This window comes from Mesorhizobium sp. BH1-1-5, from assembly GCF_020165615.1.
Taxonomy (GTDB): Bacteria; Pseudomonadota; Alphaproteobacteria; order Rhizobiales; family Rhizobiaceae; genus Mesorhizobium.
In genome coordinates, this window is record NZ_JAIUIM010000004.1 from 1 (window position 1) to 14,163 (window position 14,163).

The 14,163-nt window shown below is 63.3% G+C and carries 14 protein-coding genes and 1 pseudogene; 8 read left to right on the forward strand and 7 right to left on the reverse strand.

What is annotated here, in order from left to right:
* Nucleotides 1-70: 70 nt before the first annotated feature.
* The 3 genes from LB572_RS06330 to LB572_RS06340 form a co-directional block, all read right to left on the reverse strand.
* The gene (locus LB572_RS06330) at nucleotides 71-721 is read right to left on the reverse strand and encodes a dihydrofolate reductase family protein (protein WP_224667131.1); all 651 of its coding nucleotides are present in this window, start codon (nucleotides 719-721) and stop codon (nucleotides 71-73) included.
* Between the two features lie 245 nt (nucleotides 722-966).
* On the reverse strand, nucleotides 967-1,818 hold the full coding sequence (locus LB572_RS06335; RefSeq protein WP_224667132.1) for a protein-L-isoaspartate O-methyltransferase family protein: 852 nt from the start codon (nucleotides 1,816-1,818) through the stop codon (nucleotides 967-969).
* A gap of 38 nt (nucleotides 1,819-1,856) precedes the next feature.
* Entirely contained in the window at nucleotides 1,857-3,215 is a 1,359-nt protein-coding gene (locus LB572_RS06340) for an Nramp family divalent metal transporter (protein ID WP_224667133.1), read from the reverse strand.
* A 225-nt stretch (nucleotides 3,216-3,440) separates the two neighbouring features.
* Between LB572_RS06340 and mntR the strand changes: the two genes are divergently transcribed.
* The 4 genes and pseudogenes from mntR (at nucleotide 3,441) to LB572_RS06360 (ending at nucleotide 6,725) form a co-directional block, all read left to right on the forward strand.
* Nucleotides 3,441-3,899, forward strand: a complete 459-nt coding sequence (gene mntR, locus LB572_RS06345; RefSeq protein ID WP_224667134.1) for a manganese-binding transcriptional regulator MntR — start codon at nucleotides 3,441-3,443, stop codon at nucleotides 3,897-3,899.
* Between the two features lie 95 nt (nucleotides 3,900-3,994).
* Nucleotides 3,995-4,192: a hypothetical protein gene (locus tag LB572_RS06350; RefSeq protein WP_140808056.1), complete on the forward strand. Its 198-nt coding sequence runs from the start codon at nucleotides 3,995-3,997 to the stop codon at nucleotides 4,190-4,192.
* Nucleotides 4,193-4,359: 167 nt separating this feature from the next.
* Nucleotides 4,360-5,289: a neutral zinc metallopeptidase gene (locus tag LB572_RS06355; protein WP_224667135.1), complete on the forward strand. Its 930-nt coding sequence runs from the start codon at nucleotides 4,360-4,362 to the stop codon at nucleotides 5,287-5,289.
* Nucleotides 5,290-5,454: 165 nt separating this feature from the next.
* A pseudogene (locus LB572_RS06360) lies at nucleotides 5,455-6,725 on the forward strand (TCR/Tet family MFS transporter).
* A 109-nt stretch (nucleotides 6,726-6,834) separates the two neighbouring features.
* Here the strand turns inward: LB572_RS06360 and LB572_RS06365 are convergent.
* Together LB572_RS06365 and carA are read right to left on the reverse strand one after the other, a co-directional pair.
* A complete protein-coding gene (locus LB572_RS06365) occupies nucleotides 6,835-7,170 on the reverse strand; it encodes a helix-turn-helix domain-containing protein (RefSeq protein ID WP_224667136.1) in 336 nt (111 codons plus the stop codon).
* Between the two features lie 372 nt (nucleotides 7,171-7,542).
* Complete coding sequence (gene carA / locus LB572_RS06370; RefSeq protein WP_224667137.1) at nucleotides 7,543-8,745, reverse strand: glutamine-hydrolyzing carbamoyl-phosphate synthase small subunit; 1,203 nt, start codon at nucleotides 8,743-8,745, stop codon at nucleotides 7,543-7,545.
* A 320-nt stretch (nucleotides 8,746-9,065) separates the two neighbouring features.
* Between carA and LB572_RS06375 the strand changes: the two genes are divergently transcribed.
* The gene (locus LB572_RS06375; RefSeq protein WP_140808067.1) at nucleotides 9,066-9,515 is read left to right on the forward strand and encodes a GatB/YqeY domain-containing protein; all 450 of its coding nucleotides are present in this window, start codon (nucleotides 9,066-9,068) and stop codon (nucleotides 9,513-9,515) included.
* Nucleotides 9,516-9,527: 12 nt separating this feature from the next.
* On the opposite strand, the gene LB572_RS06380 is transcribed toward LB572_RS06375, so the two are convergent.
* Nucleotides 9,528-10,526: a murein L,D-transpeptidase catalytic domain family protein gene (locus LB572_RS06380; protein WP_224667138.1), complete on the reverse strand. Its 999-nt coding sequence runs from the start codon at nucleotides 10,524-10,526 to the stop codon at nucleotides 9,528-9,530.
* Between the two features lie 224 nt (nucleotides 10,527-10,750).
* Nucleotides 10,751-11,611: a LysR family transcriptional regulator gene (locus LB572_RS06385; RefSeq protein ID WP_181179796.1), complete on the reverse strand. Its 861-nt coding sequence runs from the start codon at nucleotides 11,609-11,611 to the stop codon at nucleotides 10,751-10,753.
* Nucleotides 11,612-11,709: 98 nt separating this feature from the next.
* On the opposite strand from LB572_RS06385, the gene LB572_RS06390 reads away from it, so the two are divergent.
* From LB572_RS06390 to LB572_RS06400, 3 genes are all read left to right on the forward strand, one after another.
* Nucleotides 11,710-12,621, forward strand: coding sequence for a TAXI family TRAP transporter solute-binding subunit (locus LB572_RS06390; RefSeq protein ID WP_224667139.1), 912 nt, complete (start codon nucleotides 11,710-11,712; stop codon nucleotides 12,619-12,621).
* Nucleotides 12,622-12,848: 227 nt separating this feature from the next.
* On the forward strand, nucleotides 12,849-13,559 hold the full coding sequence (locus LB572_RS06395) for a DNA helicase (protein WP_224667140.1): 711 nt from the start codon (nucleotides 12,849-12,851) through the stop codon (nucleotides 13,557-13,559).
* A 46-nt stretch (nucleotides 13,560-13,605) separates the two neighbouring features.
* The gene (locus LB572_RS06400) at nucleotides 13,606-14,163 is read left to right on the forward strand and encodes a GNAT family N-acetyltransferase (protein ID WP_140804371.1); all 558 of its coding nucleotides are present in this window, start codon (nucleotides 13,606-13,608) and stop codon (nucleotides 14,161-14,163) included.

The window sequence follows — 14,163 nt, forward strand, 5'->3', positions numbered from 1 at the left end:
CCCCCCCCCCCCCCCCCCCCCCCCCCCCCCCCCCCCCCCCCCCCCCCCCCCCCCCCCCCCCGCGACTGCACTATTTCCAGTTCTTGCGCCGTTCGATCTCGGCTTGCGAAGGCTTCTCCTGGGCAAACGAGCCCGTGCGGATTGCGCCCGCTCGCTCATAGGTCGCGATGATGACGCCCGTGGCGGAAGTCTGCGATTTGACGAGCTTGAAGGCTGCCGGCATCGCGTTGTCGCCGAACAGCCGCTTGCCCTTGCCCAGCACCAGCGGGAAGATCATCAACCGGATTTCGTCGATCAGCCCGTGGGCGAGCAAGGTCTGGGTCAGATTGCCTGAGCCTTGGATGAGCAGGTCGGGTCCGTCTTCCTGCTTGAGCTCCTTGAGCCTGGCAACGATGTCCGATCCGAGCGACTGGGTGTTCTGCCAGGCCAGCGAATCCGGCCGGTGCGTGGCGACATATTTGACTGCAGGGTTGAAGACATCCGCGATCTGATCGTTCTGATACGGCCAATGCGCGGCGAAGATGTCGTAGGTTCTGCGGCCGAGCAGCAGGGCGAAGGGTTTGGAGAACAGTTCCTCCATTGCCGCGCCGCCCACCTCGTCGAAGTAATGGAAGGTCCAGCCGCCGAACTTGAAGCCGCCGACCGGATCTTCTTCCGGCCCGCCGGGCGCCTGCATGACGCCGTCGAGGCTTACGAATGTGGCGGCGATGATCTTGCGCATCTTTATTCTCCGTTTTCACGATCCGCGCCATCGCGGCCGGATTTCTGCCTAGAGTGGTTTGACGCAATTCCGGACGGAAAACCGCTTCGCGCTTTTCCTGGAATTGCTCTGGATCGGAATGACGATTCATTGAATCGTCATTCCGATCCAGCTCTTGTTGGAGCATGATCTTTTCCGAAAACCGGTTCCACTTTTCGGGATCATGCACCTAGGACGAACGGCAAGGCGCGTTTTCGACAAGAGCCTTAAAATTTCTGTCGCGGGCTGTCGGCGCGAATTGCGCGCGATGAGAACCAGACGTCGCCGAACACGGCGGTTGCGGTGCGGTCCGGCGCCTTGTCTTTACTCAGCCAGATCGAGCGGGTGCGCGCGGCGCGCTCGCGGGTCGGTATTTTCGCGCCAGCCTCGGCAACGGAGGCGCCGACGCAAGGGATGAACCAGGAGCCCATGAAGGGCCGGCAGGCAAAGCCGTTTTCCAGGCGGGTTATCAGGACCGCAAGGCCGACGGTTTCGGACGGGCGCCACGGAAAGATCATGCGACCGCCGGGCTTCAACGCTTTCAGCCACGCGGCGGGCGGAGCGGCGACGCCGGCATTGACATAGATGACGTCGGACGGTGGCGGCGCATTGGCGACGGCGTCGGCTTGGACCACCTCGATGTTGCCGTACCGGGCAAGGTTCGCCTTGGCGCGCGCGGCCAGACCGGCCTCCAGTTCGAAGGCCATGACGACGCCCCCCGGCTCGACCAGCTTTGACAGCAGCGCCGTGTAATAGCCGGTGCCGGCGCCGATATGGGTGACGTGCTCGCCAGGCTTCAGATCGACCTTGCCGATCCACATGGCGTGCAGAAGCGGCTCGCCATTGTTGATGCCCTTGTCGGCATCGAGTACGACAAGCACGTTCTGGTAGATATAGGCTGGATCGGCCTTCGGCGTTTCGATCCTGCCGTCGCCGGCAAAGACGGTCCAGGGCCCCGGGCCGAGAAAGGCTTCACGCGGCACGGAAGCAAACACCTGCTCGATGCGCGGGTCGGCCCAACGCGCCTGCGCCGCCATCAGCCTGGCGTAGAATTTGCGGGCGTCGTCCGATCCGGCCATGCTTGAAGAAGATAGCGCGGCCGGCGCGAATGTCGCGGTCAGCCGGCGATGGTGTCGTAGAGCAGCTTGAAGTTGAGAACGAGGATGATTGCGGCCACCACCCAGGCTAGCGCCGCGACGCCGCGCGGTATGGCGAAACTGCCCATCTTCTTCTTGTCCGACACGAACTGCACCAGCGGGATGACCGCGAAGGGCAGCTGCATCGACAGCACCACCTGGCTGAAGACCAGAAGTTCTGCCGTGCCCTTCTCGCCGTAGAGCGCCGTGACCACCACCACCGGGACGATGGCGATGCCGCGCGTCAGGAGGCGCCGTGCCCATTGCGGGATGCGCAGCCGCAGGAAGCCTTCCATCACGATCTGGCCGGCAAGCGTCGCGGTGACCGTCGAGTTGAGGCCGGAGGCGAGCAGCGCGACGGCGAACAGGATCGAGGCGATGCTCAGGCCGAGCAGCGGCGACAAGAGCTCGAAGGCCTGGCCGATCTCGGCGACGTCCTGGTGTCCGGTGCCGTGGAAGGCGACAGCCGCGACGATCAGGATCGAAGCGTTGACGAACAGCGCCAGGATCAGCGCGATGGTCGAATCCGTCGTCGCCCATTTGATGGCGTCGCGCTTGCCGGCATCGGTGCGCTCATAGGCGCGGGTCTGCACGATCGAGGAATGCAGATAAAGGTTATGCGGCATGACCGTCGCGCCGATGATGCCGATGGCGATGTAGAGCATCGCCGGGTTGGTGACGATCTCGGATGACGGCACGAACATCGAATGCAGGATCGTGCCGGCCGGCGGCGCGGCGACGAATATCTGGATGGCAAAGCAGCCGAAGATGATGATCAGCAGCGCGATGACGAAGGCTTCGAGATAGCGGAAGCCCTTGTTCATCAACAGAAGCACCAGGAAGGCGTCGAGCGCGGTCAGCATGGCGCCGCCGATCAGCGGAATGCCGAACAGAAGCTGCAGCGCGATCGCCGTGCCGATCACCTCGGCGAGGTCGCAGGCGATGATCGCCAGCTCACAGGCGATCCAGAGCACCAGATTGACGGGGCGCGGATAGTAGGCGCGGCAGGCCTGGGCGAGGTCGCGCCCGGTGGCGATGCCGAGGCGGGCGGACAGCGCCTGCAGCAGGATCGCCATCAGGTTCGACAGCATGACGATGAAAAGCAGCGTGTAGCCGAACTGGGCGCCGCCGGCGAGGTCGGTCGCCCAGTTGCCCGGATCCATATAGCCGACCGAGACCATGTAGCCGGGTCCCATGAAGGCGAACAGGCGGCGGAACCAGGCGCCAGTCTGCGGCACCGCGATCGAGGCGTTCACCTCGCGCAGGCTCGGCTGCTCGTCGTCAGGCCTGTCGAATCGCCATGCGGGTCGGGCTACTGTTGCTGCATCGGCGTCGGACATGAGGGATTTCCGCTGGAATGTATCGAGGGTGCTCCTTATCTACGCCATGGCTCAACATTATTCAATAGGCTATATTTCATTGATCATGCTTTCGTGATGCGCTTGGGCAAGTCTGGACGCAGGCGACCGCGAACGCCGGTTGCGCCCGCCCGGGAATGCAAATAAACGCCGGACCATCAGGGGTTCGTGTTATGGATACGATCCCGATTCAAGGAGGAGCGCGTATTGGCGCTGAGGAACAAACTAGTTCGACGCGAAGAGCCGCTTCCCGATGCCGAAATCCATTCGGAAGGATTCCGGCAGCAGCGCCAAGCGCGCCGCAGCGCGCTGGTCGAGGACTATGTCGAGCTGATCGCCGACCTTATCGAGGACGGCAACGAGGCGCGGCAGGTGGATATCGCGGCGAGGCTCGGCGTCGCGCAGCCGACGGTGGCAAAGATGCTGACCAGGCTGTGCGCCGACGGACTGGTCTCGCGCAAGCCCTATCGCGGCGTGTTCCTGACCGAAGCCGGCCGCAAGGTCGCCGAGGAAAGCCGCATTCGCCACCAGACGGTGGAGGCCTTCCTGCGCTCTCTCGGCGTCAGCGCCGAGACGGCACGCATCGACGCCGAGGGCATCGAGCACCATGTCAGCGCCGAAACGCTGGAAGCCTTCCGCCGTGCAATGACGCATCGCCAGGCGTAGGAGCCCGATCCACCCGAGCACCTTGAAACGGAACCGACGCATCTCCGCCGCATTACTTCCCACATCGCGCGATTGTCGCGCTTAGGGAGGAAGCAATGGGCATCGAACAAGCACCGACCGCCAAGGGGAAGCAGGCAGCCGGGGGATTGCGGCAGGCCGCCGCCAGGGACGAGCGCAAGACCGAGGCCGAGACCGGCCATCCGCTGAAGAAGGGAGCGGCGCGTTTTGAGGAACGTTCGAAAAGCTCGGACGGCAAGAGCGCCGGCGCCAAGCAGAAAAGTCGAGGTTTTTAGCCGGTTTATGGTCGGTGAGCCTTGCCTGTCCGATTGACGTTCCCGGCGCATCCGACATTTGGCGGGAGCGAAAAATTCTGTGACTTAGGCCAGCCGTTGCGATAATTGTCTGCAGGGGATGGTCGCGGGCCAGTCCCTCCAGGACATTCGCGTTGCGAGGAGTTGCCATGCTTTGGAGAGGCCGTCGTCAGAGCGACAACATCGAGGATGACCGTAGCGACAGCGGCGGCGGACTTGGCGGTGGATTGGGCGGCGGTGGCCAGTTCCGCCTTCCTATCGGCGGCCGTACCGGTGGCGGCGGCAGCATCCTCCTGGTCATCCTGGTCGTGCTCGCAGGATGGTATTTCGGCTTCGACCCGTCGCAGATCCTGGGTGGCGGCGACGGCGGCCTGCTGCCGGGTGGCGGCGGCCAGATCACCGACAACAGCGGCTCGCAGGATAATGGCGGCGCGCCCGCCAATGACGAGATGAAGCAGTTCGTCGCGACGGTGCTGGCGGAAACCGAAGACACGTGGACGGGCATTTTCAAGGCGCAGGGCCTGACCTACGAGGACCCCAAGCTGGTGCTGTTCAGCGGCCAGGTTCGTTCGGCCTGCGGTTTCGCCTCGGCGGCGGCCGGTCCGTTCTACTGCCCGGGCGATCATAAGGTCTATCTCGACATGACCTTCTTCCAGCAGCTCGACCAGCAGTTCGGCGCTTCCGGCGAGTTCGCGCGCGCCTATGTGGTGGCGCACGAGGTTGGGCACCACGTGCAGAATCTCACCGGCATCATGGGTAAGTTCAACCAGATGCGGCAAGGCATGAGCGAGGCCGACGCCAACCAGCTCTCGGTGCGCATCGAGCTCCAGGCCGATTGCTTCGCCGGCGTGTGGGCACACTACACCGCGCAAAAAGGCATATTGGAGCAGGGCGATATCGAAAGCGCGCTGAACGCGGCCAAGCAGATCGGCGACGACACGCTGCAGAAGAAGATGCAGGGCTATGTCGTGCCGGAAAGCTTCAACCATGGCACCTCGCAACAGCGGCAGACATGGCTGGCGCGCGGCTACAAGAGCGGCAAGCTGTCCGACTGCAACACCATGAGCGGTCCGATCTGAGGCGGCGCTTCCGCTTCTTTTCGGGCGACGATCCACGATCGGCGGCAGCTGGCAAGTGATGTCAGCATAAGACGGTTGCCTTCGTTCGCGGATTGTTCCCGTCGCTAACCTCGCCTATAAGGTCCGTCCCGCCCGTGCCCCAAGGCGGATGAGGAGCTTGTCGCCATGATCGACCCGAAAACCGCCAGGCGGGGCCTTGCGCTCGTTTTCACGACGCTGCTGCTCGACATCATCGGCTTCGGCATCATCATGCCCGTGCTGCCGGCCTATCTTGAGGAACTGAGCGGCGTCAGCATCAGCGAGGCCGCGATCGAGGGCGGTTGGCTGTTCTTCGTCTATGCGGCGATGCAGTTCTTCTTCGCGCCGATCATGGGCGGCTTGAGCGACCGCTTCGGGCGGCGGCCGATCCTGCTTGCCTCGGTGCTGACCTTCTCGATCGACAATCTTATCTGCGCCGTCGCCTGGTCCTATCCGATATTGTTCATAGGCCGCGTGCTCGCCGGCATTTCCGGCGCCAGCTATTCGACGACGTCCGCCTTCATCGCCGATATCTCGAACGACGAGAACCGGGCGAAGAATTTTGGCCTGCTCGGCATCGCCTTCGGTGTCGGCTTCGTCATTGGCCCGGTGCTGGGCGGCCTGCTCGGCACGTTCGGGCCGCGCGTGCCATTCTTTTTCGCCGCCGGGCTCGCTTTCGCGAATTTTCTGATCGCGATGTTCTTCCTGCCGGAAACGCTCGACCAGCAGCACCGCCGCCGCTTCGAGTGGAGGCGCGCCAATCCCGTCGGCACGCTGCTCCAGATGCGCAACTACAAAGGCATCGGCTGGATCGGGCTGGTCTTCTTCCTGATGACGCTCGGCCACATGATGTATCCGGCGGTCTGGTCGTTCGTCTCCAGCTACCGCTACGGCTGGAGCCAACAGCAGATCGGCTTCTCGCTCGGCGCCTTCGGCCTGTGCGGCGCGATCATCATGGCGACGGTGCTGCCGCGGATCATTCCCAGGCTCGGCGAGTGGAAGACGGCGGCTATCGGGCTGACCTTCACCGCGCTCAGCGCCTTCGGCTACGCGTTTTCGACGCAAGGCTGGATGATCTATGCGGTGATCGTGGCCGGTTGCCTGGAGGCGCTGGCCGATCCGCCGCTGAGGAGCCTCGCCGCCGCCAAGGTGCCGCCTTCGGCGCAGGGCGAATTGCAGGGCGCGATGACCTCGATCTTCTCGATCACCTCGATCATCACGCCGCTGCTCTACACGGCGATCTTTTCCTGGTTCACGAGCCCGACCGCGCCGGTCGTGTTCGGCGGCGCCCTTATATGCTGGGCGCGATCTTCCTGACGCTGGCGGTGATCGTCTTCGTGACGAAAGTTGCCAGGCCGGCGCCGAAGGAAGTCGAGCGCCTGCACACGCAGGAAGCGGCGGTGACGGACGCTGCGTGAGGATGACTAATGGATGTCGCCCAGAAGTGTGCTCGGTTCTGGGACAACGACATGCATCAAAACAAAGACTTAAAGCGCGTCGCCTGAATACGGTTCAGCGCGACGCGCTTTAAGGCTCGATCCATTCGCCGGGGATATCGAGCGCCTTCGCCAGCATTGCGCTGGTCTGCTCGGACGGCTTACGGCGATTGGATTCGAGGTCCGACAAGAAACCCTGGCTGACACCGATCGCCGCTGCCAGCTCGGCTTGGGTCAGCTTTCGCCAGTTGCGCAGCGCCTTTAGTCGACTGGAGCCGCGCAAGACATCCATGGTCACGTCCGCGGGCAACGCCCTCTCGGTTTTGAGGTCGGCTTTGCGCTCGTCGTAGATGGCGACATCCGCGGCATCTTCGAGAGCCTCCTCGGCGGCATGCAGCAACGCCTCGTAATCCGCTTTGGGGATCACGACCAATTCCTCGCCGGTTGAGGTTTTGATGATTTGCGGGGCATTCATGACATCTTGTCCTGCTATGACCTGCTGTAGGTTGTTGTCTCGCGTTTTCCTATGTAGATCGCCAGGATAGTGGTGCGATCCTCATCGAAAATAACTCGGTAGCGGCCGATCCGCAGCCTGTAGCCGTTCCTACCAGCTAAGCGCTTTACATCTCCTCGACCGCTTATCGCGTAACCTATCAGGCCCTCGGATACCTGGTTCCGAATGTCGGCGGGTAGATTGTCGAGATCACGAGCGGCGGCTGCCGAGAGGATGATAGTCTTCACGGAATATCGCCGCTCTAACCTCTATCTTGGCGATATTATAGCTAACACGCACGGCGTGTCAACGTTCGGCCAGCGCTTCCTCGCCGCGCCGCTCGCGGATCAGGTTGACGAAGCGGCGGAAGAGGTAGTGCGAATCCTGCGGGCCGGGCGAGGCTTCGGGATGGTGCTGGACCGAGAAGACAGGCCGGCCGGTCAGCGCGATGCCGCAATTGGAGCCGTCGAAGAGCGACACATGGGTTTCCTCGACGCCTTCGGGCAGCGAGTCGGCATCGACGGCGAAACCGTGGTTCATCGACACGATCTCGACCTTGCCGGTGGTGTGGTCCTTGACCGGATGGTTGGCGCCGTGGTGGCCCTGATGCATCTTCTCGGTCCTGCCGCCGAGCGCCAGCGCCAGCATTTGATGGCCGAGGCAGATGCCGAACACCGGGATTTCGGTCTTCAAGAGGCTCTGGATCACCGGCACGGCATATTCGCCGGTCGCTTCTGGATCGCCGGGACCGTTCGACAGGAAGATGCCGTCCGGCTGCATGGCCAGGATTTCCTCCGCACCGGTCTTGGCCGGCACGACGGTGACCTTGGCGCCGAGGCCGGCCAGCAGGCGCAGGATGTTGCGCTTCACCCCGTAGTCGATGGCCACGACGTGCATCGATGGTGCGTCCTGCTCGCCAAAACCCTCGTTCCAGACCCAGGGCGTCTCGCGCCAGACCGAAGACTGTCCCGACGTCACGTCCTTGGCGAGATCGAGGCCGATCAGGCCCGACCAGGCCGCGGCCTGGCGCTTCAGGTCCTCGATGTCGAAGACGCCATCGGGCGCATGCGCGATGACGGCATTGGGCATGCCCTTCTCGCGGATCAGCACGGTCAGCGCGCGGGTGTCGATGCCGGACAGCGCGACGATGCCGCGCCGCTTCAGCCACTGGTCGAGATGGCCGGCGGCGCGATAGTTGGACGGGTCGGTGACATTGGCCTTGAAGATCGCGCCGACCGCGCCGGCGCGGGCCGCGGGATGCAGGTCCTCGATGTCCTCGTCATTGGTGCCGACATTGCCGATATGCGGGAAGGTGAAGGTGACGATCTGGCCGGCATAGGACGGATCGGTGAGGATCTCCTCGTAGCCGGTCAGCGCCGTGTTGAAGCACACTTCCGCGACGGCCGATCCGGTGGCGCCGAGACCGCGGCCTTCGATCACCGTGCCGTCGGCGAGGACCAGAAGGGCGGTCGGCTTTTCGGTGGCCCAGGGGGCGGTGGTCGTGGCCATGGCGGCACTCCTGTCTGTCGCGTCCAAAACGGTCGGCAGCACCGTTTGCGCGGCAAGGCGCGCGAGCTGGACATTTCAGCTCCCACGCGTTGATTCTAGTTGGTCATGTCGTTTCTCCCAAAACCGCTACGCACTTTTGGGCGACATGACTCCATTGTCTTATGCAGGACCGAGTACATAGGGGAAGCCGCGAGAGCGGTCAATGCGCCGCCCCCGAACCGCAGCCGATTTGCTTTCGTCCAGCAATATCAGCGGCTTGGCCGGATTTGCGTTGGCCGTTCGGCGAAGCTATTGTCCGCCGCATTCGAAGGAGAAGCACGATGCGCGAGAAAATCGCCGAATCCATGAAGAGCGCGATGAAGGCGCAGGACAAGCACCGCCTGCCGACGCTGCGGCTGATCCAAGCCGCCATCCACGACCGCGACATCGCCAATCGCGGCGCCGGCAAGCCGCCGGCGAGCGAGGAGGAGATCCTGCAGATCCTCGCCAAGATGGTGAAGCAGCGCGAGGAATCGGCCAAGGCCTTCGAGGACGGCAAGCGGCCGGAACTGGCGGCGCAGGAACGCGGCGAGATGGAGATCATCCGCGAATTCCTGCCGACACAGCTCGACGACGCGGCGATCATGGCCGCCGCGCGCGAGGCGATCGCGGCCACGGGCGCCGCCAGCCAGAAGGACATGGGCAAGGTGATCGGCGCGCTGAAGCAGAAATATGCAGGCCAGATGGACTTCGCCAAGGCGAGCGCCATCATCAAGGGGCTGCTGCAGTAGGGCGCTGCTTCGCTAATCCTTGCACATCGGAACCGGCTGCGGCGGCGGCGCCGGATGGTCCTTCTTGTACTGCGCGATGATCGGCTCCAGCGTCTTCTTCGGCCAGAATTTGGGCGCGCCGATCTCCTTCAGGCAGGAGGCGTTCCAATAGGTTCCCGCGTCTGAGAGCGCCTGGCCGCCGGACTTGGCGCGCGCGACGGCGGCGATGTCGCGCGATTCCGGATAGATGTAGAGCGTCGTCGGGTTGTTCTTCACCAGCGGGATGATCTGCTCGGCATCGGCGGGCGACCAGCTGGTGCAGCCATTGCTGCGACCGCCGGCATAGTTGACCAGCTTGCCGAACGGGACGAGGCCGTCATGGTCGGCGTATGAGCTGTTCGGGTCCTTGCGCATGCACATGCCCCTGAGCAAGGCAGCCGGATGCCCGCCGATCACGCGCTGCCTTGCGTTCGCCGCTTCGCCTTCGCCGTCGAACTGGATGAAGCTGCGCATGAACACCGCGTTCTGCGCGCCGACACGGTAGTAACCCTTGAAGGACGTCTTGGTCTCGGCGGTCATATAGGCGCCGCCGGCGGTGAGCTCGGAATCCATCGCATTGCCGAAATTCTTCGCGCAGCGCCTGCCATTGGAGAAATCGGCAACGCCTTTCAGATTGCGGCCGCCGCCATGACCCGATGAGACCGCGCGGAAAAGCTGCTTGGCCTCGCAGATGATGTAATAACGCTGGCCGAGCACGCTGTTGCCGAGATCGCCGGGACGCGTGGCATCCATGGCGAAGTAGCAGGGGTTGCTGACCGAGCCATCGCTGATTTTCTTCTGGTAGAGCGCGCGCGCCCTTTCCAGCACGACCTGGGAGATCTGGCCCTCGCCGTCGCCGACATGGCGCTGCAGCCAGTCGGGAACGGTCGACGGACGCAGGGCCGCGAACGAGCTGACCGACGCCGTCAAAGCGGCGAGGATCGCGACAAGACAGAAGATGGCCGCGCCCAGCGGAAAAGATCTCAACCGCACCGGTTTGCCCCTCCTGTCGAAGCGTTGTCTGGCACCCGTGATCACCCGGGCCGATGATAGAAGGTCTCGCATGCGTCGGCGAAACACTTCTAGTTTAGCGCCCTTGAACGTTCGCGATTTGAACATTCGCGATTTTTGATTGCCGCGAGCGCCGGTTTGCGGTGACCCCGAGCCTGATATCCGATGGGCTCATCGGCGTCAGCTCATGCCGCGGCATGGCGAGATCACTCCTCAGGTTGAAGGCCCGTCGGGAAAACCACGGAACATAAGTGGCTGGCGATGGCCTCTACCGGTGGCGAAAGCTCCTGCAACGCTATCAAGGCCAGTTCCAGACGAGGGAGTATCGGAAACCTCTCGGAAGGGCCGAGGCGCCGCATACCGGGCGCGATGGTATTTTCCGCCAGAATTGCCGCGCCGAGACCGGCGACGATTGCTGCTTGTACCGCCGCAAGCCCCTGGCCGGTAAAGGCGATTTGCCAGGCCCGTCCGCTCGCGGTCAGCGTTTCGATGGCTTGAGAACGATAAAGGCAACCGTGCGGGAACACCGCCAAGGGAACTATGTCCACGGAAGGGTCGAAGCCCGGCGAGGCAACCCACACCGCATGTTCAGGCCGCGCCGCGAGCGCCGGACCTCCTCGAGCTTGCTTGGCCAGCACAAGGTCGAGCTCGCCGCAGGCCCGCAACCGGTTGAGAACATCACCCCACGCGGAAGTGACCTCCAGCCTCACTTCGGGCACGTGTAGTCGACAGGACTCAAGAAGCCGTACCAGCAAGCTGCTTTCAAGGTCCTCGGTCACCCCCAGGCGAACCACCGCTTGCCTGTTCTCCCGCGAGACCACGGTGCGCGCTTCCGACGAAATGTCGAGCAACCTGCGCGCATACGGCACCAGGACCTCTCCCGAGGGAGTCAATGAAACGCTCCGCCCTGCGCGCTGACGCAAAATCAGCGGCTGCCCCAGCTCTTCCTCCAGGCGGCGTATCTGTTGGCTGATGGTGGATTGCGTCCGCGCGAGGCGATCCGCCGCCCGCGTAAAGCCATCCGCCTCAACCACGGCCAGGAAAACTCGCAGCAGTTCGAGGTCCATTTCATAATCCTGAATTGCGATTAAAAACATCGAAACATTTAATTTTACAATTAATCTGCCACCCCCACAATGGCTCCGACGAATGAAGGGAGCGACCGATGGCACAGGCGAAACGCAAACTGAACTGGCTGGGTGGCAATCCGGGCGACGGCTGGTACGAGATGAGTGAAGGCCTCGTGGCGCTGATCAACGAAGCCAATCCCGGACTCAACATCCAGCTTGTCGCGGGCGGTGGCCGCAGCAATCTCGAGAGCGTCCAAGCGGGCCACGCTCACGTCGCGATGAGCATAGATGTCGTGACCAGCGCGGCGAGGAACGGTGGCGAACCGTTCATCAGCCCGATGGATAGGTTGAACGTGCTTGGAACGGGTTGGTCGCCTCTTCCCTACAATCTGCTGAAGGGACCCAATGGGCCGGCCGATTTGTCCGAGGCCCTGCATAAGGACGGTTTGCGCTTTGGCGCTCCGCCCGAAGACACGACGGACGAACTTGTATTCCGCCGTGTCCTCGGCTTTTGCCAGACATCCTACAAGGACATCGTGCGACGCGGGGGCAAGATCGTCCTCCGAGGATATGATGCGCTGGTCGATGCGCTGGCGCAAAGAGAGATCGACTATGTCTTTGGCGCGACAACGCTACCGGCCCGAAGCATCGCACAGGCAACGGCCACCAAGGGGCTGCGCCTAGCTCCTCTCCCCAACAAGGTCATCTCGCATCTGGCGCGGGAGTGGGGACACGGAAGCGGCATCATCCCCCAAAGCGCCTATCCTGGCCTGTGCGATGGCGACATTCCTACATCGTTCGTTCAGACAGTGCTGGTCGTGTCCTCTGGCGCGTCGGTCGACGACATGCAGGCAATCACGAGAACGCTGCTGGAACACCGCCAAAAGTTGCCCAGGATTCATCCGAGCCTCGCCGCCCTCAACCCGCGGACTGCGTGGAGGAACGTTCCCGCGCCAATGCATCCTGGAGCGTCACGAGCATTTCAAGAACTCGGTTTCATGAGCTGATAGGCGCCGTGCGGAGCAGCTGCGGCGTATCTTCCCGGGTCTATTCCGAAGGTCCGCGATTTTCGATTTGCGAAGTTTCGATTATCATGTGATTCCGGCGCGCGCCCACGCCTCCTCCCTCCATCGGGAAGCATCGTTCATGCAGGGCAGTCCATCACCCGACCAACTGTTCGAGCGCCAGGCATAAGGAGGGGTTGTCGAGACTGCTCGCAGCAGGAGGTTTTTCGATGCGGCTTTCCGCACCCGTCTATCATTTGAAGCGTCAGGCGAGGCTCCTTTCCCGGCGGGAAAATGTGCCCCTGCATCAGGCGCTCGACCGCGTTGCCGCCAGCCAAGGTTTTGGCAGCTGGAGCCTGCTCGCGGCGAAAGCCGCCGAGGCCGCGCCCGCCGGCGTCCTGTTGGCGCGGCTGATACCCGGCGACATGGTTCTCGTGGCGGCGCGGCCGGGCCAGGGCAAGACGCTGATGAGCCTCGAGCTCGCCGTGGCGGCCATGAAGCAAGGCAGTCGCGCCGTGTTCTTCACCCTGGAATACATGCACGCCGACATCCTGGACCGGTTCCGGGACATCGGCGTCGAACCGGCCGATTTCGCCCACCTGTTCGAGTTCGACAATTCCGACGCCATCAGCGCCGACCATATCATCGAGGCGTTGCGCTCGGCGCCGCGCGGCACGCTGGCGGTCGTCGACTATCTGCAACTGCTCGACCAGAGACGGGAGAATCCCGAGCTCATGGTCCAGATAAGCGCCTTGAGATCGTTTGCCCGGGAGCGCGGGCTGGTGCTGGTCTTCATCTCGCAGGTCGACAGATCATATGATTCCGCTCGGAAACCATTTCCGGATATCGGCGATATCCGGCTGCCCAACCCCCTCGACCTGTCGCTGTTCGACAAGGCCTGTTTCCTGAACAAGGACGAAATCCAGTTCCAGGCGACTTGAGAGCGATCCGCGTGGTGGCTATGTCGGTCTCGACAGGAAACGAGCCATGATCGAAATCGTCAAACCCGCGCTCGAACATTTGCCGTCCTACAAGGCGGCGCTGGAGCGCGGGTGGTCGCCCGACAATGTGCGGCTGCTGGAAGCGACGCGCGAGCAGCTCGAGGCGATCGAGAAAGATCCCGTCGAATTCCTCGCCGGCCTCGACGACCCCGAAGCGAAAGGGCCGCCCATCACCTTGCCCGACGGCGCCAAGGTCGCGCGGCTGCCGGGCTTCCGGCGCTGGATCTGGGACGGCGAGGCCGCCGGTTCGATCGGCTTTCGCTGGCAGAAGGGCACGTCGGCGCTGCCTTCGCATGTGCTTGGCCATATCGGCTATGCGGTGGTGCCGTGGAAGCGGGGCCGCGGCTATGCCACCGAAGCGCTGCGGCTGATGCTGGAAGAGGCGAGGGCGGTCGGACTCGACTATGTCGAGATCACTGCGAAGCCGGGCAATCCGGCATCGCAGAAGGTGATCGCGACCAATGGCGGCAGGCTCATCGGCCGCTTCTTCGAGGACGCCGCCTATGGCGGCGCGGAGAGCCTCAAATTCCGTATCGACCTTTAA